The sequence below is a fragment of the Mesorhizobium oxytropidicola genome (genome assembly GCF_056174625.1).
In genome coordinates this window covers 6157172-6177937 of record NZ_CM149692.1, presented here as the reverse complement: position 1 = coordinate 6177937, position 20766 = coordinate 6157172, and the positions used below count along the sequence as shown (strand labels likewise).

The 20766-nt window shown below is 63.3% G+C and carries 13 protein-coding genes and 2 pseudogenes; 8 read left to right on the top strand and 7 right to left on the bottom strand.

The window, feature by feature from the left end:
• Positions 1-22 precede the first annotated feature (22 nt).
• Together mtnA and mtnK are read right to left on the bottom strand one after the other, a co-directional pair.
• Positions 23-1117 (bottom strand): S-methyl-5-thioribose-1-phosphate isomerase, encoded by a 1095-nt coding sequence (mtnA, locus tag AC0V8S_RS31060; protein ID WP_475435304.1) that lies wholly within the window; start codon positions 1115-1117, stop codon positions 23-25.
• On the bottom strand, positions 1114-2388 hold the full coding sequence (gene mtnK / locus AC0V8S_RS31055; protein WP_475435303.1) for an S-methyl-5-thioribose kinase: 1275 nt from the start codon (positions 2386-2388) through the stop codon (positions 1114-1116). The genes mtnA and mtnK overlap by 4 nt, the downstream gene beginning before the upstream one ends.
• A gap of 136 nt (positions 2389-2524) precedes the next feature.
• On the opposite strand from mtnK, the gene AC0V8S_RS31050 reads away from it, so the two are divergent.
• The 3 genes from AC0V8S_RS31050 (at position 2525) to AC0V8S_RS31040 (ending at position 6214) form a co-directional block, all read left to right on the top strand.
• Positions 2525-4036 (top strand): sugar ABC transporter ATP-binding protein, encoded by a 1512-nt coding sequence (locus tag AC0V8S_RS31050; RefSeq protein WP_475435301.1) that lies wholly within the window; start codon positions 2525-2527, stop codon positions 4034-4036.
• Positions 4037-4117: 81 nt separating this feature from the next.
• Positions 4118-5113 (top strand): ABC transporter permease, encoded by a 996-nt coding sequence (locus AC0V8S_RS31045; protein WP_095791243.1) that lies wholly within the window; start codon positions 4118-4120, stop codon positions 5111-5113.
• A gap of 48 nt (positions 5114-5161) precedes the next feature.
• Entirely contained in the window at positions 5162-6214 is a 1053-nt protein-coding gene (locus tag AC0V8S_RS31040) for a substrate-binding domain-containing protein (protein WP_475435300.1), read from the top strand.
• 81 nt (positions 6215-6295) lie between these two features.
• Here AC0V8S_RS31040 and AC0V8S_RS31035 read toward each other — a convergent pair whose 3' ends face one another.
• The 4 genes and pseudogenes from AC0V8S_RS31035 to AC0V8S_RS31020 form a co-directional block, all read right to left on the bottom strand.
• Positions 6296-6520: a type II toxin-antitoxin system YafQ family toxin gene (locus tag AC0V8S_RS31035; RefSeq protein WP_475435298.1), complete on the bottom strand. Its 225-nt coding sequence runs from the start codon at positions 6518-6520 to the stop codon at positions 6296-6298.
• A gap of 50 nt (positions 6521-6570) precedes the next feature.
• The gene (locus AC0V8S_RS31030; RefSeq protein WP_475435296.1) at positions 6571-6828 is read right to left on the bottom strand and encodes a type II toxin-antitoxin system RelB/DinJ family antitoxin; all 258 of its coding nucleotides are present in this window, start codon (positions 6826-6828) and stop codon (positions 6571-6573) included.
• 150 nt (positions 6829-6978) lie between these two features.
• A pseudogene (locus tag AC0V8S_RS31025) lies at positions 6979-9032 on the bottom strand (bifunctional aldolase/short-chain dehydrogenase).
• Positions 9033-9118: 86 nt separating this feature from the next.
• Positions 9119-10084 carry a sugar-binding transcriptional regulator gene (locus AC0V8S_RS31020; RefSeq protein WP_183457212.1) on the bottom strand — a complete coding sequence of 322 codons (966 nt, stop codon included), beginning with the start codon at positions 10082-10084 and terminating at the stop codon, positions 9119-9121.
• A gap of 202 nt (positions 10085-10286) precedes the next feature.
• On the opposite strand from AC0V8S_RS31020, the gene AC0V8S_RS31015 reads away from it, so the two are divergent.
• The 5 genes and pseudogenes from AC0V8S_RS31015 (at position 10287) to AC0V8S_RS30995 (ending at position 18834) form a co-directional block, all read left to right on the top strand.
• The gene (locus AC0V8S_RS31015) at positions 10287-11927 is read left to right on the top strand and encodes an acyl-CoA synthetase (protein WP_183457214.1); all 1641 of its coding nucleotides are present in this window, start codon (positions 10287-10289) and stop codon (positions 11925-11927) included.
• A 186-nt stretch (positions 11928-12113) separates the two neighbouring features.
• A complete protein-coding gene (locus tag AC0V8S_RS31010; protein WP_183457216.1) occupies positions 12114-12719 on the top strand; it encodes a TetR/AcrR family transcriptional regulator in 606 nt (201 codons plus the stop codon).
• A gap of 48 nt (positions 12720-12767) precedes the next feature.
• Entirely contained in the window at positions 12768-13910 is a 1143-nt protein-coding gene (locus tag AC0V8S_RS31005) for an efflux RND transporter periplasmic adaptor subunit (protein WP_183457218.1), read from the top strand.
• A gap of 240 nt (positions 13911-14150) precedes the next feature.
• Positions 14151-17290: pseudogene (locus AC0V8S_RS31000) on the top strand (efflux RND transporter permease subunit).
• A 188-nt stretch (positions 17291-17478) separates the two neighbouring features.
• Positions 17479-18834 (top strand): LLM class flavin-dependent oxidoreductase, encoded by a 1356-nt coding sequence (locus AC0V8S_RS30995; protein WP_475435294.1) that lies wholly within the window; start codon positions 17479-17481, stop codon positions 18832-18834.
• Between the two features lie 73 nt (positions 18835-18907).
• On the opposite strand, the gene AC0V8S_RS30990 is transcribed toward AC0V8S_RS30995, so the two are convergent.
• The gene (locus tag AC0V8S_RS30990) at positions 18908-20617 is read right to left on the bottom strand and encodes an APC family permease (protein ID WP_183457224.1); all 1710 of its coding nucleotides are present in this window, start codon (positions 20615-20617) and stop codon (positions 18908-18910) included.
• Positions 20618-20766: the final 149 nt, after the last annotated feature.

Genomic DNA, 20766 nt, shown 5'->3' with positions numbered 1-20766 from the left:
CGGCGGCAAGGCCGGTCGAGCGCTATCCGCGTTCGGGGAACATCGCCTTCAGGCCCTCGCGCGAGGCCTTGGCGACGCCGCGTTCGGTGATCAGTCCGGTCACCAGCCGCGCCGGGGTCACATCGAAGGCCGGGTTCGCCGCCGGCGTCGCTTCGGGCGAGATGCGAACCTGGGCGATTTCGCCGTCGGCGGTTTTGCCCCACACCAGCGAGACCTCGTCGGCCGAACGCTGCTCGATTGGGATTTCGTTCAACCCATCATGCACCGTCCAGTCGATGGTCGGCGACGGCAGCGCGACATAGAACGGCACGTCATTGTCGGCGGCGGCGAGCGCCTTCAGATAGGTGCCGATCTTGTTGCAGACATCGCCGTCGGCGGTGGTGCGGTCGGTGCCGACGATGACCATGTCGATCGCGCCGCGCTGCATGAGATGGCCACCAGCATTGTCGACGATCAGCGTGTGCGGCACGCCATGGCCGGCCATCTCCCAGGCGGTCAGCTGTGCGCCCTGGTTACGCGGCCGCGTCTCGTCGACATAGACATGGACCGGAATGCCGGCTTCCGTCGCGAGATAGATCGGCGCGGTGGCGGTCCCATAGTCGACTGTGGCCAGCCAGCCGGCATTGCAGTGGGTGAGGATGTTGACCCTCTCGCCCGGCTGCTTGCGCGCCGCGATCGCCTTGATGATGGCAAGGCCGTTCTCGCCGATGGCGCGGTTCAGCCCGACATCCTCGTCGGCGATCTCACCGGTGCGCCGGTAGGCGGCCGCGGCGCGTTGTTCTGTTGGCAGCGGCTTCAAGAAGCGCCGCATCTCGTCCAGCGCCCAGCGCAGATTGATCGCCGTCGGGCGTGTTTCGTGCAGCGTCTCCCAGACGGCATCGAGCGCTGCGTCGGAAGGATCGTCCGCCATCTGCATGGCGACGCCGTAGGCAGCGGTGACGCCGATCAGCGGCGCGCCGCGCACCCACATGTCGCGGATCGCCGTGGCGATGCCGGAAACGGTGCCGATCGTCTCGACGCGGAAATCATGCGGCAGCCAGCGTTGGTCGATGATGTCGACCGAACGGCCGTCGTCGCTCAGCCAGATGGTGCGATAGTGGCGGTCGCCGACGTTCAAATGCTGCTCTCCTGTTCGATCTGCGCGGCCAGATTGTTGACCTCGTCGATGCTGTGAATCTGGCGCCGGTTGACGGCGATGTGACGGCCGAATTTGAGCGCCCTCGCCTCGCAGGAGGCGCGCAGATCCTCGTCGGCAATGGTCTCGAAATCGGCATTGTGGGCGAGGCCGAGAATGCGCCGATGCACCTCGATGCCGGCAAAACCGAGTAGATCGGTCCAGATCTGGTGCAGCACATGGTCGAGCGCCTGTTCCGCGCCCAGCCTGTCGCCTTGATCCTCGAACAGGCTTTTTTGGTAGAGCATGCCGGTCCGCTCGCTGCGCCACAGATGCGAGAACTCGGCGCGGAAGACCGCCCATGTCTCCCCGGTGACTCCAAGCAGATAGGCGCGCATCGTATCGCGCTTGCCCTTCTCCTCATGGCCGCGCTGCGAGAAGAACGACATCCAGAAATTGGCCAGCAGCATGCCGACATCGAACGCCATCGGTCCGTAGAAGGCGAACTCCGGATCGATCATCCGGGTGTCCTGGTCGGTGACCATGATCGAGCCGGAATGCAAATCGCCATGCAGCAGCGTCTCGGCATTGGCGGCGAAAATGTGCTTCAGCCGCTGCGCCTCGACCTTGAGGTCGCGATCGGCGCGCAGTTCGGCGACCAGCGCGTCAAGCTGCGGCGACGTATGCCGGTTCATCTTGGCGTCGAAATAGGGATCGGAAAACACCAGGTTCTCGGTGATGTCGCAGAGGTCGACATTGTCGGCGAACAGCGCCAGATCGGCCTTGCGATCCCTGGTCACCATCGACAGATCTGAACCGCGAAACAGCGTGCGGGCCATGAACAGGCCGATATCCCTGGCGATGTTTGGAAGCTGGCGTCCGTCGATCAGAGCGCGCCTGAGGATGATGTGCGGCGGCGCCAGATACTCCATGATGATCAACGCCTGGCCTTCATCGAAATAGTAGATCGCCGGCACCGAGCCCGGCGCACGCGCCTCCTGGCGGGTCAGCGCGTGGTATTCGAAGAAGGAGCGCTTCAGCGGCAGTGGCCAGCTGTCGCCGACCAGGCGGACATAGGGCAGGGCCTGCTTGACCACCGCGGCACCGCTGGCGCCCTCGACGATGAAGACGAGGTTCAGATTGCCGTCACCGACTTCGCGGACTTTCCAGTGTGCCGTGTCCTTGCCGATCTTGGCGCATAGCGCCTCGTTGGCGCCGAGGCGCGCTGAGAGCGTCTCGACCGACAGTGCTTCGAACGGCAATTTCCCAGTCATCATCATCCCCTCGCTTATGCGCTCCGAACATAACGGAGGCATGGCGGCCGGGCCAAGCTAGGAAGCGATCTGGCAATTGTCAATCGTGTTGACAATTGCCGATATTGACCATAGCGTCGTGGTCAGGGAGGAGCGCATGGTCGGCAATGCCGTGTTCCGCGTAGAGGGACTGAGGAAATCCTTTGGCCGCAACGAGGTGCTTGGCGGCATCTCGCTCGAGCTGCATTCCGGTGAAGTCACCGTGCTGATGGGCGCCAACGGCGCCGGCAAATCCACCCTCGTCAAGATCATCAGCGGCGTCTACGAGCGCGGCGGCGGCACCATGACGCTTGCCGGGCAGGACTTCGCGCCCAACACGCCGGCGGAGGCGATCAGGGCCGGCGTCGTCACCGTGCACCAGAACATCAATGACGGTGTCGTCGCCGACCTCGATGTCGCCACCAATCTGACGCTGGATCGGCTGAGCGGCCGGGGCGTGCCGACCCTGTTCAATCCGGTTCGCGTTCGCCGCGAGGCCAAGGCGGTCGCCGACCGCATGGGTTTGGCCATCGATCTCAAAGCCCGCGTCAACGACCTTTCGTTGGCCGATCGCCAGATGGTGGCGATCGCGCGTGCCTTGGCCCATCAGCCGAAGGTGCTGATCCTCGACGAGCCGACCTCCTCGCTTTCCAGCGCCGAGGCCGACCGGCTGTTCGCGCTGGTCGACCGGCTGCGCGAGCAAGGCGTGGCGATCCTCTATATCTCGCATCGCATGTCCGATATCAGGCGGCTTGCCGACCGCATCGTCTCGATGCGTGACGGCGTCATTTCGGGCGTCTTCGATGCCAAGCCGCTCGATTATGAAGGCGCGGTCAACGCCATGCTCGGCCGCAAGATCCATCTCGACCAGATCGTTGCCAGAAGTTCTGCCAAACCGGTCCTGACCGTCGAAGGCTTGCGCATCGGGCAGGGCGCCAGGCCGATTTCGTTGACGCTCGGCGATGGCGAGGTCGTTGCCATCACCGGCCTCGTCGGCGTCGGCAAGACAGCACTTGCCGAAACGCTGTTCGGCGTGCGCAGGCCGCTCGCCGGCACCATGACGATGAACGGCAAGCCCTATGCCCCGCGATCAGCGGGTGACTCGATCGCAGCCGGCGTGTTCCTCGTCGCCAAGGATCGCGCCACCAGCGGCATCGTCGGCGGCTTCAACATCGAGCGTAATGTCAGCCTGCCGTTCCTCAAGCGGATGTCGAATCTGAGCATGCTCAAGCGCCGCCTCGAACGCGCCACCGCGCGCCGGCAAATCGAGGAACTCAGCATCGTCTGCCGCTCCGAGAAGGACGAGATGTCGGCACTGTCGGGTGGCAACCAGCAGAAGGTGATGGTCGCCCGCTGGATGGCACAAGACGCGAAGCTGTTCATCCTCGACGAACCGTTTCAGGGCGTCGACATCTCAGCCAGGCGCGACATCGCCGCCAAGCTGAGGGCAAGCGCCCATGGCCGCGCGACGCTTTTGTTCGTCACCGAACTCGACGAGGCGCTGGAGACGGCCGACCGCATCCTGGTGATGTCGGAGCACACAATCGTCGGTGAACACCGCAACGCCGAAGTCGATCTCGACCGCTTGCTGGCCGAGGTCGCCGGCGGGCCGCTGCACAGCGCGGCCTGAGCGTGGCGGTCGATAGAATTGGAATGGAGAGACTATGGGTTCGAGTTGGGTAAGAATGGTCGCGTCGCGCGGGTGCGCTGAATGACGTTGCGCGACTACGCCATTCGCTACGGCTTCATTGTCCTGTTGTTCGGGCTGGTCGCCTATTTCGCGATCGCCGCGGACGGTTTCGTCTCGCCGCAAAGCGCCGTCTTCATTTTCCAGTCAGTCGCCATCACCGGCGTGCTGGCGCTCGGTGTCACCGCCACGCTGGTCGTCGGTGGCTTCGACCTGTCGATCGGCTCGGTCGCGACGTCAGCCATGATGGCGGCGGCCTATGTCATGGTGGTGCTGGAGCAGAACGCCGTCGTCGCGGTCGTCGTCTGCCTGCTCATCGGCGCCATTGTCGGCCTGATCAATGGCTGGCTGATCGTCTATATGCGTGTGCCCGATCTCTTGGCGACGCTCGGCATGATGTTCCTGCTGGTTGGCCTGCAGCGCATCCCCACCGAAGGCCGCTCGATCGCCACCGGCATGACCATGCCGGACGGCTCGGTTGCCAATGGCAAGTTCGGCGACGCCTTCCTGGCACTCGGCCGCCACCGCTTCGATTTCTTTATCCCGAACCTCATTCCGGTGTCGGTGGTCGTGCTGCTGGTGCTGGCCGTGCTGATCTGGTTCTTCCTCGAATACACCCGCTTCGGCCGCATGATGTATGCGGTCGGCTCCAATGAGCGCGCCGCCGAACTCGCCGGCGCGCCGGTCAAGGCATACAAGATCTGGGCCTACGTCATTTCAGGCGTTTTTGCCTCGATCGGCGGCATTTTGCTCGCCGCCCGGCTTGGACGCGGCGACATCGCCTCGGGCAACAATCTGCTGCTCGATGCGGTCGCCGCGGCACTGATCGGCTACGCGGTGCTGGGCGCCGCCAAGCCGAACGCCTTCGGCACAGCCGTCGGCGCGCTGTTCGTCGGCATCTTGCTGCAAGGCCTGACGATGATGAACGCGCCTTATTACACGCAGGATTTCGTCAAGGGCGTGGTTCTGGTCGTCGCCCTTGTCTTCACCTTTGCCCTTTCGGGCAGGGGCAGGGGATAGTTTCGACCGGATAGGATTTTCGAGTTCAACAAGAGTGGAGGAAACAAGGTGAACATCACAAGAAGACTTCTGGGGAAGATGGCGCTCGGACTGGCCGGCGCGACCATGCTGATGCAGGCCCCGGCTTTTGCCGCGGACAAGCCGGCGCCGTTCGACAAGCCCGGCGTCAAGATCGCGCTGGTGCGCTATCTCTCGACCGGCGACTTCTTCCAGGCCTATCTCTCGGGCGTCGAGGCGCAGTCGAAGGCGCTCGGCATCGACTTGCGCGTGCTCGACAGCCGCCAGGACGCCGCCCTTCAGTCCGACATGGTCGACCAGGCCATCGCACTCGGCGTGCAGGGCATCATCATCCAGCACGGACTGACGGAATCGATGAAGGACGCCGCGCAGCGCGCGGTCGACGCCGGCATCAAGGTGGTGGCCTTCGACGTCAATGTCGAAAACCCCAAGATCCCGCAGATCGAACAGTCGGACAAGGACCTTGCCCGCCTGGCGCTTGAGCAGGCGGTCAAGGACAATGGCGAGAGCTGGAACGCCGGCTATGTCTATGTCGCTGGTATCGCCCCGCTCGACCGCCGCAACGAAACCTGGGTGGACGTCAAGAAGAAGTATGCGGGCATCAAGGAAGTCGCGATGTTCGGCACGCTCGACAACCCGATCGCCAATTCCGTCGCCAACCAGGCGCGCTCGGTGCTGTCGGCTCATCCCGACATCAAGGTGATGTTCGCCCCCTATGACGAATTCGCCAAGGGCGTGAAGATCGCCGTCGATGAAGCCGGCCTGAACAAGGGCATCAAGATCTACTCGGCCGACATCTCGACCTCGGACATATCCGCGATGCGCGAGCCCGATAGCGCCTGGGCTGCGACCGCCGCGACCAACCCGGCCGTCGTCGGCCAGGTCTCGGTGCGCGCGCTGGCACAACTGCTCGCCGGTGAGGATCCCGGCCACAGCGTCATCGTGCCGCCGACGCTGATCACGCAGAAGGAACTGATCGACAAGGACATCAAGAACATGGAGGACCTGTCGGCCAAGCTGCCGCAGTTCGCCCATGCCGATGTCGCCATGCCGGCCTGGATGCCGAACCCGAACGCGAAGTAACTTTCGCCGTTTCACGGCGTAGAATGGGAAGCACTGAGAGCTGCCCGCAGCAGATCGCTGTGGGCGGCTATTCCGTGGAGTTCACTCGTTGAACAGGTCGGAATGCGAACCGGTACGGGCAAGCTGCAATTCGTCGCCGACAACGCGGTAGATCAGGAGCCAGTCCGGTTCGATATGCGCGTCTCGAAAGCCCTTCCAGTCGCCTCTCAGAGGATGATCCTTATACGTCGCCGGCAGTTCATGCCCGGCGATGAGCAGGCCTAGCAGATCGCGCAACTTCCCAAGGTTCTTGCCACGCTTTTCCATACGCTTCACATCCCGGCGAAATTGCCCGGAGTGAATGGGCGCTGGCATGCTTAGAGCGCCAAATCCTTGAACAATTCATCAGCCGAGGCGAAGCGCTTGCCTTTACCTTTTTCCAACTCGGCCATGGCCTTTCGCGTGGTTGCGTTAGGCACTTTCACCGGGAAGGGAAATTCCTTATCGGCGGCCACGCGCACCAGAAGCAGGCGGATGGCATCGGAGACTGACAAGCCCATCGCCGCCAGGGCTTCCGTTGCCTGATCCTTTGTCGCCGTATCGATCCGAGCGCGAACCACGCTATCCGTTGCCATATTATAGCTCCTGAGTGGGGCTACAATGTAGCTACGGATGGCTGGTTTTTCAAGCCGGTTGGTTCTCTCGCAAACTCATTCGCGAAAGTCCGACTTCCCGTGGCGCGTACGATCGGGAGCGTGATTGTCACGACTGCCGATCAATTGCCACTACCGCAGCGCCGCCGCGATGTTGCCGCCGTCAACCGTCGTCACGTCGGCGGTGGTGCGTTCAGCCAGCGCGTGATGCAGGAAGGCCTGAGCCACGTCCTGCGCGGTCACTTCCTGGCCGAGCAGGTTGCCGGACATGTATTCCTTCTCCGAGACGCCGCGCGCGCCGGAGCGGCTGGCGATCATGGCGTCGGTCAGAAGGCCGGAGCGGATGCGATCGGCGTTGACGGCGTTGGAGCGGATGCCATGGGCGCCGTAGTCCAGCGCATATTGCCTGGACAAGAACAATGTCGCCGCCTTCGGTACGCCATAGGCGCCGAATTTCGGGCCCGGATTGACCGCCTGCTTGGAGGTGTTGAACAAAAGCACGCCGCCGGTGCCCTGTTCCAGCATGATGCGCACGGCGTTCTGCGCCACCGACTGGTGGGCGAAGAAATTGAGCTCGAAACTCTTGCGCAGCAGCGCGTCATCGAGTTCGCCGATCCGGCCTTCCCAGGCCGCGCCCGCATTGGAGACCAGAATGTCGACGCCGCCGAAGACGGCAACGGCCTTGTCGAAGGCGGCGCGCACCTGGGCCGGGTCGGTGATGTCGGCGGCCACGCCGATCGAATTGTTACCGGCTTTCTTGGCGGCATCAGCGGCCTTGTCGCCATCGAGATCGACGACGACGGCATGGGCGCCATTGTCGGCGAACAGTTTTGCCGTCGCAGCACCAATCGCGCCGGCGCCGCCGGTGATCAACACTACCTGGCCGGTCAGCGGCTTCGGCTTATTGGAGGCAAGCTTGGCCTGTTCAAGCGACCAGTATTCCAGCGGGAACAGATCGGCTTTGGACAGCGGATGGAACCGGCCGACAGCCTCTGCGCCGCGCACCGCCTCGATCCACATTTCGCCGACGTCGGAAGCGATCCTGGCATCCTTCAGCGTGCGGCCATGGCCGAACATGCCGAGGCCCGGCACCAGCGTCAGCCGCGGCATCGGGTCGAGCATGGTGCGCTTGACGTCGTCGAGCGCGTCATTGGTCTCGAAATAGGCGCGATAATCGCTGGCGAAGGCGTCGACATGGCTCTTGATGACGGCCTTGTAGTCGCCGGCCTTCTCTGCATCGGGCGCCGGCACCGCCATCGGCCCGGTCTTGATGCGGATCGACAGATCCGGTGTCGACACGCCGCGTCCGGCATAGTCGGCGATCGCGGCCGAGTTGATGAAATCGACAATAGCATCCGATGTGCGGAAGTCAGAGATCATGCGATCGAAGCGGCCGTCGCCGCGTGCCACCGCAACCGCGCCGCGCAGCATCGGCGCGATCGAAGCCGGTGTCGCAAGCTTCGCCGGCAGCGCCGCCTTGGCTGCCTTCGGCTTGGCGTTCTTGGTGACATACTCCTCGGCGACGTTCACATAGTGGATCATCCGGTCGTAGGCCTGTTTGGCGTCGTCACCAAAGGTGAAGATGCCGTGCTTGTCGAGGATCAGGCCCTCAACGGTCGGATCGGCATCGAACACATCGGCCGCCGCCTTGGCGAGGTCGAAGCCCGGCATGATGTAGGGCACATAACCCATCTTGCTGCCGAACACCGTTTTCACCAGCGGCTTGCTATCTTCCTGGTCGACGATGGCCAGGATGGCGGTCGAATGGGTGTGGTCGACGAATTTGTGCGGCAGGAAGGCATGCAGCAGCGTTTCGACTGAAGGGTTGGGCGAGGACGGGTCGATGAGGTTCGCCCGCTGCAGCGCCACCATATCCTCGTCGGCGAGCCTGTCCAGCGCGCGCGCCTTGAGCAGGGCGCCCATCTTGACCGCCGGCAGGCCCTGCGGCTCGATGACGGCCATGTCCCAGCCGCTGCCCTTGACGCAGAGCACATCCCATTCATCGCCGACCAGATCGGTCGCCTTGATCTTGCAGGAAGTGTTGCCGCCGCCATGCAGGACCAGTTGCGGCACGCCGCCCAGCAGCCGCGTCGTGTAGACGCGCAGCGCGAGGTCGCGGCCGACGCCTTTCTTCGCATAGTCGGCGACGAGTTCTCGGCCGCGTCGTCGTTCCACAGATTCTTCATGTTCGCTTCGTCCAGTTGCTGTCTTGGGTGGTGAAACAGGAATGCCGCGACGCCTTGATGACAATGCGCCGGCGAAAGGTTGCTTTTCAGGATGCTTTTTGTGGTGCCGCTCCGGCATGATCGAGCAGCCGCTGCGCCATGCGCGCGCCGACCACCAGATGCGTGCAAAGCCCGCCGGCAAGTGCTGCGAGCAGCGGTTCGAACTTGCTGTCCTCCTGCACCACCATCAGGCGTTTTTCGATGGCGCCGAGCGAGGCAAGTTCAGCCGAAATGACCCGGCGGTTGTAGCTGCAGTCGAGCGCCTCGCCACTGGCGTCGATGATCTGTCCGGCGATGACGCCGGCGGCGCCGATGCCGCGCAGGGCGGCCATTTCGTCCGGGTTCAGCGCGCCGCATTTGACGACATGGCTGTCGGCATCGACGGTGCCGACGGAAAAAAGCGCGAGATTGCAATCGCTGATGCCGGCCAGCTGCTCACGGATCACCGGCTCGGCGCGCAGCGCGCGCGCCAGCTCTTCCGTCGACAGCACCAACGGCGCGTAGAAATTAAGTCCCTTGGCGTTGAGCCGGCGCGCGATTTCCATGGTGCACTGGTCTGGCCGGTAGGAATAGGGCGCGCCGAGATTGCCGCAGAGTTGAACCACCGTGACATCCTGCAGGTCGGCATAGGACATGATGTCGGCGATCATGTAGACGGTTCGGCCCCAGGCGACGCCGATGCGGTCGCCCTTCTTGACCAGCTCGAGAAACACGCTCGCCGCCAGCACGGCGATATCCGTCGACGGGTCCGGGATATGGCCGTTCTCCGGCGCGATCCACACCGCATCGAGCTTCAAAGCGTCCTCGAGCTTGCGTGCCATCACGTCGTCGGTGAAAAGTTGGGTCGAGGTCGAGATGTTGACGATGCCGGTCTCGCGCGCCTTGCGCAGATACATCGCCACCGAAGCACGCGAAATGTTAAGCTGGCTGGCAACCTGGTCCTGCCGCAGGCCATGCGCATAATAGAGCCAGGCGGCTTTGTGAATGATTTGTTCTGCCGGTCGGATCGCCATGCCGTCTCCTTAGCTGACATTAGTCACGGCTCTCGACAAAAGTCAAATTTGGATGTGTGAGCGCGATCGCCTCTCGACAAGGCGCATCCGGGATCGCCATTCTACAAAGCCCGGATAGCATAGTATTTTCGGCCATTCAGGGGGATGGCCTGACGAGAGCCCTAAGGTTAGAAAGCTCGAAAAGGACTTTGGGGAGGACGGGATGGGCAATCCCTACGAACAGGATCTCGACAGGAACGCGGCCAACCATCAGCCGCTGACGCCGCTCACCTATCTGGAGCGCGCGGCAAAGACCTATCCCGGCCACATCGCGATCATCCATGGCCGCCAGCGCATCTCTTATCGCGATTTCTGGCGCCGCTCGCTTAAGCTCGCCTCGGCGCTGCAAAAGCGCGGCATCGGCAAAGGTGACACGGTCACCGTCATGCTGTCGAACACGCCGCCCATGCTGGAGGCGCATTTCGGCGTGCCGATGACCAAGGCGGTGCTGCACTCGCTCAACACGCGGCTCGATGCTGCGGTCATCGCCTTCCAGCTCGACCATGCCGAGACCAAGGTGCTGATCGTCGACCGCGAATTCTCGGGCGTCGTCCGGCAGGCGCTCGATCTAGCCAAGGTCAAACCGCTGGTCATCGACTATGACGATCCCGACTACGCCGCCGACGCGCCCTATCCGAAAGGGGAGCGGGTCGGCGCGCTCGACTACGAGGATTTTGTCGCCAGCGGCGACGAGGATTTCGCCTGGTCGATGCCCGACGACGAATGGGACGCCATTTCGCTCAACTACACCTCAGGCACGACGGGCAATCCCAAGGGCGTCGTCTACCATCATCGCGGTGCCGCCCTGATGGCCTATACCAACACCATCCATGCCGGCATGGCCAAGCACGCCGTCTATCTCTGGACACTGCCGATGTTCCATTGCAATGGCTGGTGTTTTCCGTGGACGCTGGCCGTCCAGGCCGGCACCCATGTCTGCCTGCGCTGGGTGCGGCCGAAGCCGATCTACGACGCCATCGCCGACCATGGCGTTACCCATCTGTGCGGTGCGCCGGTCGTCATGTCGGTGCTGATCAACGCCCGGGATGAGGACAAGCGCGCCTTCGCGCAGATCGTGACCTTCAACACCGCGGCCGCGCCGCCGCCCGAAGCCGTGCTGTCGGGCATGGCCGATGCAGGTTTTGCCGTCACCCATCTCTACGGCCTGACCGAGACCTATGGCCCGGCCGTGGTCAACGAATGGCACGGCGAATGGGACAGTCTCGCAAAGGGCGAGCGCAGCGCCAAGAAGGCAAGGCAAGGCGTGCGCTACGCCGCGCTCGAAGGGCTTACTGTCATGGACCCCGAGACGATGCAGACGACGCCGGCCGACGGCGAGACCATCGGCGAGGTCATGTTTCGCGGCAACATCGTCATGAAGGGCTATCTCAAGAATCGCAAGGCGAGCGACGAAGCCTTCGCCGGCGGCTGGTTCCACTCCGGCGATCTCGGCGTCATGCATCCGGACGGCTACATCCAGCTCAAGGACCGCTCCAAGGATATCATCATCTCGGGTGGTGAGAACATTTCCTCGATCGAGGTCGAGGATGCGCTCTACAAACATCCCTCGGTGGCGTCCTGTGGTGTGGTCGCCCGCGCGGACGACAAATGGGGCGAAGTGCCGGTTGCCTATGTCGAACTGAAACCCGGCAAGGCGGCGACCGAGGCCGAGATCATCGAGCACTGCCGCACGCTGCTTGCCCGCTTCAAAGTGCCGAAAGCGGTGATCTTCGCGGAGATCCCGAAGACCTCGACGGGCAAGATCCAGAAATTCCGGCTGCGGGAAATGGCCAAACTCGCCTGAAGCGCCGACGGCCTCTTTCAAAAATATTTTGAGTTGCCCGCATCCTTCGGCCGCTTGGTGACGTCTGTTGGATGTCACCATCTGTCACTATCTTGTACGCGTACGTCGATTTCGCGTTGACATCCCATCTTCTTCAATTTACGACTGACGAAAATTGAAATTCGTCACTTGTCAAACGAAAGAGCTATGTCCGAAGCCGCCACCATAGTCGCCGATGCCGCCAGGCAGGAGAATGTGACGCGCATTCTCGACTGCGCCGAGCGTCTGTTCCGGCACTATGGCTACGGCAAGACCAATGTTGCCGACATTGCCCGAGACCTCGGCATGTCGCCGGCCAACATCTACCGTTTCTTCGCCTCCAAGGTCGAAATCCACCAGGCGGTCTGCGGCCGCATGCTCGGCGCCAGCTACAAGATGGCTTACGAGATCATGCATCTGCCGATCAGCGCGGAGGAGCGGCTGCGGCGCTACATTCACGCCCAGTACAAGATGACGCTCGAGACCATGCTCGACGAGCAAAAGGTCCATGAGATGGTCATCGTCGCGCTCGAGCGCGACTGGGCCGTCATCGACGCGCACGTCAACAGCATCCACGACCTGTTCGCCGAGGTGATCCGCGAGGGTGTCGAGACCGGCGAGTTCAGGCAGCAGGATCCCGAAGTCGCCTCGCGCTGCTTCGGCGCCGCCACCGTCATCCTCTGTCACCCGCAAATGGTGGCACAGTGCCTTGCCAAGACCAACCGGGCAATGCCCGACGAACTTATCGACTACGCCATCAGAGCCTTGAAATAGCCGCCGCTCGCCGGTGTTGCCAGTCCGCCTCCAGTCGGGAGTACCACGATGTCTTTGTCCAATTCCATTGTCCGCCGGATGCCGGTCGCGGGCTTGATCGTTGCGGCGCTCGCTCTGGCCGGCTGCAGCCAGGAAAAAGCCGAAGTCAAGGATATCATCCGCCCGGTCAAGGTCGTCGAGATCGCCCAGGCGCATGACACCCGCATGCTTTCCTATTCCGGTTCGGTGCGGGCCCGCACCGAAAGCGCCCTGGCATTCCGGGTCAACGGCAAGATCACCGAGCGTCTGGTCGACATCGGCCAGCACGTGGCGCCGGGCGATGTGCTCGCCCGCATCGATCCCACCGACTACGACCTTTCGGTCAAGAGCGCGCGGGCCACCCTCGATGCCGCCGAACGGCAGGTCGAGACGACGGAGCTTGCCCGCAAGCGCGCCGAGCAGCTTTTTGCCAAGAATTTTTCGCCAAAATCGCAGCTCGAACAGGCGACACTGACCTATGACCAGGCAGTCGCCACGCGCGATTCCGCCCGCTCGTCGCTCGACCAGGCGAAGAACCAGGTCGGGTATACCGACCTCAAGGCTGACAAGGACGGCATCGTCACGGCTGTCAACGCCGATGTCGGCCAGGTGGTCGGCTCCGGCACGCCAGTGGTCACTGTCGCGGTCGACGGCGAAAAGGAAGTGCTGATCGCGGTGCCGGAAATGGAGATCGCCGAGTTCAAGCCGGGCAAGTCGGTCAAGGCCGGCTTCTGGTCCGACAGCACGCTGACGCTCGACGGCAAGGTCCGCGAGGTCGCAGGCAGCGCCGATGCGCAGTCGCGTACCTTTGCCGTCCGTGTCAGCCTGCCCAACGACCCGCGCGTGCTGCTCGGCATGACCGCCAATATCGAGGCCTCGGCCGCCAACGAAAAGCAACTCGTATCGATCCCGCTGAGCGCGTTGGCGAAGCAAGACAGCCAGTCGATCGTCTGGACCGTCGATCGTGGCGCCGACACCGTCCATGCCCGCCCGGTCAAGGTCGCCGAGTTCGCCGCCGATGGCGTGCGTGTCACCGAAGGATTGAAGCCCGGCGATATCGTGGTCGCCGCCGGCACGCAGTTCATGACCGAGAATCTGAAGGTGAAGCTCGCCGGCGGTGTTGCGCAGCAGTCTGCCTCCGCTGAGGGCGAAGACGCCAGCCGGCTGCGCTGACGACAGATAGTCGGCCGCGCGTTCCCGCGGCCGCAGGTTTCCGGGCGGCGAGCGCCCCGAAGGTCGAGACGTCAAGGGCCCGATGTACCCCGCATCGATCCTAGCGTCCCACCGCGATGAGTGTCTCTCCACTTGGAAGGCCTCGCCGCCCGGAAGCCAGATCAAAGATGATTTCGTTTCGCGCGCCGCGCTTTTCCCAAGCACCAGGCGCCGGCAACCAAGCAAAGTGGACCAGCACCGATGACGACCTCCACTGAAGAAAAGCGGCCCTTCAACCTATCACGCTGGGCGATCGGCCATCCCTCCATCGCGCGCTTCCTGTTCGGGCTCATCATCATCGCCGGTGCGCTCGGCCTGATGCGCATGGGCCAGAAGGAAGACCCCGACTTCACCTTCCGGGTCATGGTCGTGCAGGCGATCTGGCCGGGCTCCTCGATCCAGGAGATGGAAGACCAGGTCGTCAACAAGATCGAGCGCAAGCTGCAGGAAACACCGCATCTCGACTTCGTGCGCTCGTTCACCCGCGCCGGCAGCGCCATCATCACCGTCCAGATCAAGGGCGACACCAACGCAGCCGAAGTGACCGACGCCTTCTATCAGGTGCGCAAGAAGGTCGGGACATCTCCGGCGACCTGCCGCAAGGCCTGCTCGGCCCCTATTTCAACGACGAATTCGGCGACACTTTCATCACGCTGCATTCGATCAGCGGTGACGGCTTCTCCTATCCCGAGCTGAAGAAGTTCGCCATCCAGGCGCGCGACATGCTGTTGACCACGTCCGGCGTGGAGAAGGCGGTCATCATCGGCGACCAGCCGGAAAAGCTCTATATCGACGTCTCGTCCAAGGCGCTGGCCGAACGCGGCCTGACGCTGACCGACCTGCAGAACGCCATCAAGGGCCAGAACAATGTCGATCCGGCCGGCTCCGTCGACACCGGCGTCAATTCGGTGCGCATCTCGGTCGAAGGCGACGTCACCAAGGCCGCCGATATCAGGGAATTGCGCCTGCGTGCCGGCGGCCAGGTCACCCGTCTCGGCGACATCGCCACGGTGACCTCGGGGCTCGAAGATCCCTTCCAGCGCAAATACCGTTTCAACGGTCATGACAGCGTGCAGCTTGGCGTCGTCATGGCCAAGGGTTTCAAGGTCACCGATGTCGGCAAGGATGTCGAGGCGACCTACAAGCGCTTCGAGGAGGCGCTGCCCTATGGCGTGTCGGTCGACCAGATTTCCGATCAGCCGGGCGTCGTTACGGATGCAGTGGCCGAATTCATGCATGCGCTCGGTGAAGCGCTGCTGATCGTGCTTGTTGTGTCGTTCCTGTCGATCGGCTGGCGTTCGGGCCTGGTCATTGCCATCGCCATTCCGCTGGTTCTGGCCGCGACCTTCGCCATCATGTACGAGCTTGGCATCGACCTGCAGCGCATTTCGCTAGGCGCCCTGATCATCGCGCTCGGCCTGCTCGTCGACGACGCCATGATCGTCGTCGAGATGATGGAGCGCAAGCTGGAGGAGGGGCTGGTCAAGATCGAGGCCGCAAGCTTCGCCTACACATCGACCGCTTTCCCGATGCTGACCGGTACGCTGATCACCACCGCCGGCTTCATCCCTGTCGGCTTCGCAGCCTCCACCGCCGGCGAATATGTGCGCACGCTGTTCTATGTCGTCGGCATCGCGCTGATCGTGTCGTGGTTCGTCGCGGTCTATTTCACGCCGTGGCTTGGGCATATGATCCTCAAGCAGCGCAAGCATGCCGGCACCCATCACGATGCCTTCGACACGCGCTTCTATCGTCGGCTGCGCTCGACCGTCGGCTGGGCGGTGCGCCATCGCATCATCGTGCTAGTGATGACTCTGGTGACTTTCGGCGCCAGCCTGTGGGCATTCCAGTTCATCCCGCAGAACTTCTTCCCGCAATCGTCGCGGCCGGAAATCCTGGTCGACCTGTGGCTGCCGGAAGGCACCAGCATCAAGGAGGTCGAGACGCAGGCCAAGGCGCTTGAAACCAAGATGATGGACGACAAGGACAAGCGCTTCATCGCCACCTATATCGGCGAAGGCGCGCCTCGCTTCTTCTTGCCGCTCGACCAGCAGCTCACCAATCCGAACTTTGCCCAGATGCTGGTGATGGCCAATGACGAACCGGCGCGCGAACGGCTGATCGTCAAGCTGCGCACGGTTCTGGCCGAGGACTTTCCCTCGATCCGCGCCAAGGTCGATCGCCTGTTCCTCGGGCCGCCGACCGGCTGGCCGGTGCAGATGCGCGTCATGGGTCCCGATCGCCAGGAAGTACGCCGCATCGCCGACCAGGTGAAGGCGAAGTTCCAGCAGAATCCGCTGCTGGGCGCCGTGCATGACGACTGGCTCGAACCCGTGCCGGCAATGAAGCTGGTGATCGACCAGGATCGTGCCCGTGCGCTCGGCGTCACCTCGCAGCGTATCCGCCAGATGCTGCAGGCAACCATGTCCGGCGCGCCGCTCGACAACTTCCGCGACGGCGAAGAGACGGTGTCGATCGTTGCCCGCGAGCCGGATGCCAGCCGCAGCCTGCTGTCCTCGGTCGACTCGGTCTACATCCCGACCGATTTCGGCGGCTTCGTGCCGCTGTCGCAGGTGGCCAAGGTGGTGCCGGTGCTGGAGCAAGGCATCGAGTGGCGCCGCGACCGCCTGCCGACCATCAGCGTGCGGGCAACGTTGCCTGATGGCGTGCAGTCCAACGACGTCGTCACCAAGATGTACAAGGACATCCAGGGCCTGCGCGATGGCCTGGCGCCCGGCTACAAGATCGAGATCCAGGGCGGTGCGGAGGATTCGGCCGAAAGCCAGGCGTCCATCGCCGCCAAGGCGCCGATCATGCTGGCCATCATCGTCGTGCTGTTGATGATCCAGCTGCAGAACTTCGGCAAGGCGATGCTGGTGCTGGCAACCGGTCCGCTCGGCATCATCGGTGCTGCGGCCGCCCTTTTGATCAGCGGCGCACCGTTCGGCTTCGTCGCCATTCTCGGCGTCATCGCGTTGCTCGGCATCATCATGCGCAACTCGATCATCCTGGTCGACCAGATCGACCAGGACATCGCCAGAGGCATGGATCGCTCGGAGGCCATCATCGGCTCGGCCGTGCGCCGTTTCCGGCCGATCGTGCTGACGGCGATGACGGCGGTGCTGGCACTGATCCCGATCTCGCGCGCTGTGTTCTGGGGGCCGCTCGCCTATGCGATGATGGGCGGCATCGTGGTCGCCACCGTGCTGACCATCCTGGTGCTGCCGGCCGGCTACGCCCTGTTCTTCGGCCGCGAGCCGAAGAAGGTGGTGAACAGCGAGCAGGCGCCCGAACCGGAACTGGCCGCCGAGCGGCCGCAACTGGCCCTGGCCGCGGAATAGAGCGGTTACATCGCATCATCCGCCGCCGGCGATGGCGGATGATGCGGCGTGACAGGCCAGCCGTCACGCCGATGAAAATGCTCCGCAGTGCCGGTTTTGCAAAACAGAATTCCTTCCCAGGACCGCAAAGCGGTCCCATCCTGCGCTATATGGAGCGGCAACGCTCGTCCTCATCAGGGTGTCTTCCCATGGCAGAAAAAAAGCAATTGCGGCTCGGCGCCTTCATGCGCCCGGTCAGCTTGCACACCGGCGCCTGGCGCTATCCAGGCGCCTATCCCGACGCCAACTTCAACTTTGCGCATCTGAAACGCTTCGCGCAGACGCTGGAGGCGGCGAAGTTCGACGCTTTCTTCATGGCCGATCACCTAGCGGTGCTCAACATGCCGATCGAGGCGCTGCGGCGCAGCCACACGGTGACCTCGTTCGAGCCGTTCACGCTGCTGTCGGCGCTGGCCGCCGTCACCGATCACATCGGGCTGGTCGCCACAGCGTCGACGACCTTCGACGCGCCCTATCACATCGCCCGCCGCTTCGCCTCGCTCGACCATATCAGCGGCGGTCGCGCCGGTTGGAACATCGTCACCACGTCCAATCCCGATGCAGCGCTCAATTTCGGACTGGACGAACATGTCGAGCATGACGAGCGCTATCACCGGGCGCGGGAATTCTACGATGTCGTCACTGGCCTGTGGGATAGTTTTGCCGACGACGCCTTCATCCGCGACGCCGAAAGCGGACTTTATTTCGATCCCGCCAAACTGCATGTGCTGGATCACAAGGGCGAGCATCTCTCCGTGCGGGGTCCGCTCAACATAGCCCGCCCGGTGCAGGGCTGGCCGGTGATCGTCCAGGCCGGCGCGTCGGAAGCAGGACGGCAGCTGGCCGCCGAGACGGCGGAGGTGATTTTCGCCGCCCATGGTGATCTCGCCGCTGGCCAACGCTTCTTTGCCGACGTCAAGGGTCGGGCCCAGAAACTCGGCCGCTCGCGCGAAGACATCAAGATCCTGCCTGGCGCCTTCGTCATCGTCGGCGACAGCGTCGAGGAGGCGCGGGCCAAGCGGGCGAAGCTCGACAGCCTGGTCTATTACGAGAGCGGCATTGCCTCGCTGTCGATCGCGCTTGGGCATGACGCGTCGGCCTTCGATCCCGACGCCGCTTTGCCCGAAATACCGGAGACCAATGCCTCGAAGAGCAGCCGCGAGCGCGTCATTGAGCTCGCCCGGAACGAAAACCTGACGGTCCGCCAGCTTGCCCAGAGGCTCGGCGGCTATTCCGGCCTCGCCTTCGTCGGCACGCCGCAAACCATCGCCGACGAGATGGAGGAATGGCTGGTCACCGAGGGATCGGACGGCTTCAACATCATGTTTCCCTATCTGCCCGCCGGGCTCGACGATTTCGTCGAGAAGGTGGTGCCCGAGCTGCAGCGGCGCGGCATCTTCAGGCGGCAATATGAGGGCTCGACGCTGCGCGAGAATCTCGGCCTGAAGCGGCCGCCCAACCGGTTCTTCGAACACCCGAAGGCAGTGGTCCGAAAGGCTGGTTGACGCGAGGCTCCGGCTGGTGGTCAAAAAACGTCGGGCGCGCCGAAGCGCGCCCGATCATTTTTAAGTCGCTACGTCAGATGACGAACAGCCAGTTGGCGAGCAGCATCACCACCACGCCGGCAACCAGCGTCAGGTAAGGCAGAATGCCCGCTTTCTTCACCGAGAGGTCCGCTCCCGTCATGCCGAGATCGGCCAGCATGTGGTCGGGGAACTTGCCCTTGTCCTGGATGTAGTGGCGGAAGCAGAACACCGGGATGATCAGCGCCGCGGTGATCAACCCGGCCCACAGTGCCATCGGGTTCCACACCTTGGCGCCGGCGCCCATGAAGATGGCGTTGACATAGGCGAAGATCGCCCCGATCCCCAAGAGCCAGCTCGGCGCCTTCCATGGCCGCGCGATGTGGCCGTTGTCGATGCGGTGGATCCAGCCGGCGTTGAGGTTGAGGAAGTTGAAGATGATGTAGCCGCAGTTCGACACGGCGAGGATGAAGAAGAAGCTCGTCGCGTCGGCCGAAGCGATGGCCAGCACGATCAGGTTGAAGACGAGATCGGTCCACATCGCCCGCGTCGGTGCGCCATGCTCGTTGACGTGGCTGAGATAGCGCGGCAGCCAGCCATCCACGGAACCCTGATAGAGCGTGCGTGAGGAACCGGCCATCGCCGTCATGATGCACAGCACCAGTGCCAGGATCATCAGCATCACCAGCAGGCTGTGGATCAGTGCGCCCCCACCGACCATGCCTGCCAGAGCGTCGGCAACGCCGGAGCCGTCGACGATCGGTGTCGCCAGCATGCCGTTCAGGCCGAGAACGCCCTGAAAGGTGAAGGGCACCAGGATGAACAGAAGCATGCAGAGCAGGCCGGAATAGAAGATGGCCTTGAACGTGTCGGTGCCCGGGTTCTTGAACTCGGATGTGTAGCAGACGGCCGTTTCAAAGCCGTAGGTCGACCAGGCGGCAATGAACATGCCGCCGAGCACCAGCGTCCAGCCGGCGATGTTCCAGGCGCCCGGCTCGGGCGCATAGGCGGCGGCCAGCGGCACCAGCGGTGAGAAATTGGCCCAGTTGATCTGCCCGGTGACGATCGGCACGACGCCGACGATCAGCATCGGGATGATGACCAGCAGGCCGATGTATTTCTGCACATTGGCCGTGCCGAGGATGCCGCGATGCTGGATCGAGAAGATGATCAGCATCAGCACCGCGCCGATGAAGAAGGTCGCGTTGAGCGTGAAGGAGACCGGACCCAGCGTGTGGCTGTACAGCGTCCAGTTGCGGATGGCCGGTGTCGCGGCGGTCGTCACGGCGGCAATCGCGTCGGTGGGCGCCGTCCCGGCATGCGCCGCGATATAGGCGACGACTTCCGCCGAGGTCTCGGTGAACAGCGGCACCGGCGCCAGCGCGTTGAGGATATAGGCGGCGGCGATCGAGCAGCCGAGCGACAGCACCGGCGACCAGGCGAACCAGTTGCACCACACCGACAGCGGCGCGATGAACTTGGAATAGCGCAGCCAGGCTGTGGCGCCGTAGATCGAGGCGCCGCCCGACTTGTTTGGAAACAGGCCGGCGATTTCGGCATAAGTGAAGGATTGCAGGAAGCCCATGATCATGGACACCGTCCAGATCAGGAAGGCCAGCGTCCCGGTCGTACCGGCGATGCCGCCGATCGAAAACAGGACCAGGGCCGGAACGCCGCTTGCCACCCAGAAGGCGCCGCGCCAGTCGATATGCCTGAGCAGCTTGCTTTCGGCAGGCTGCTCGAGGGCCGTGCTTATGGTGCTCATGTCAGTGACTTCCCCTTTTGTAAGTGTTCCCCGCCGGCGATGCCTCGGCTTTGCGAAGCTTGCTCCCCGGCCAATGATCTCGACCGACGTGTTTCCACTCAGTCGCATTTTTTTCTTAGCAGTGAAGATTGATCCGGCGCGCTTTCACG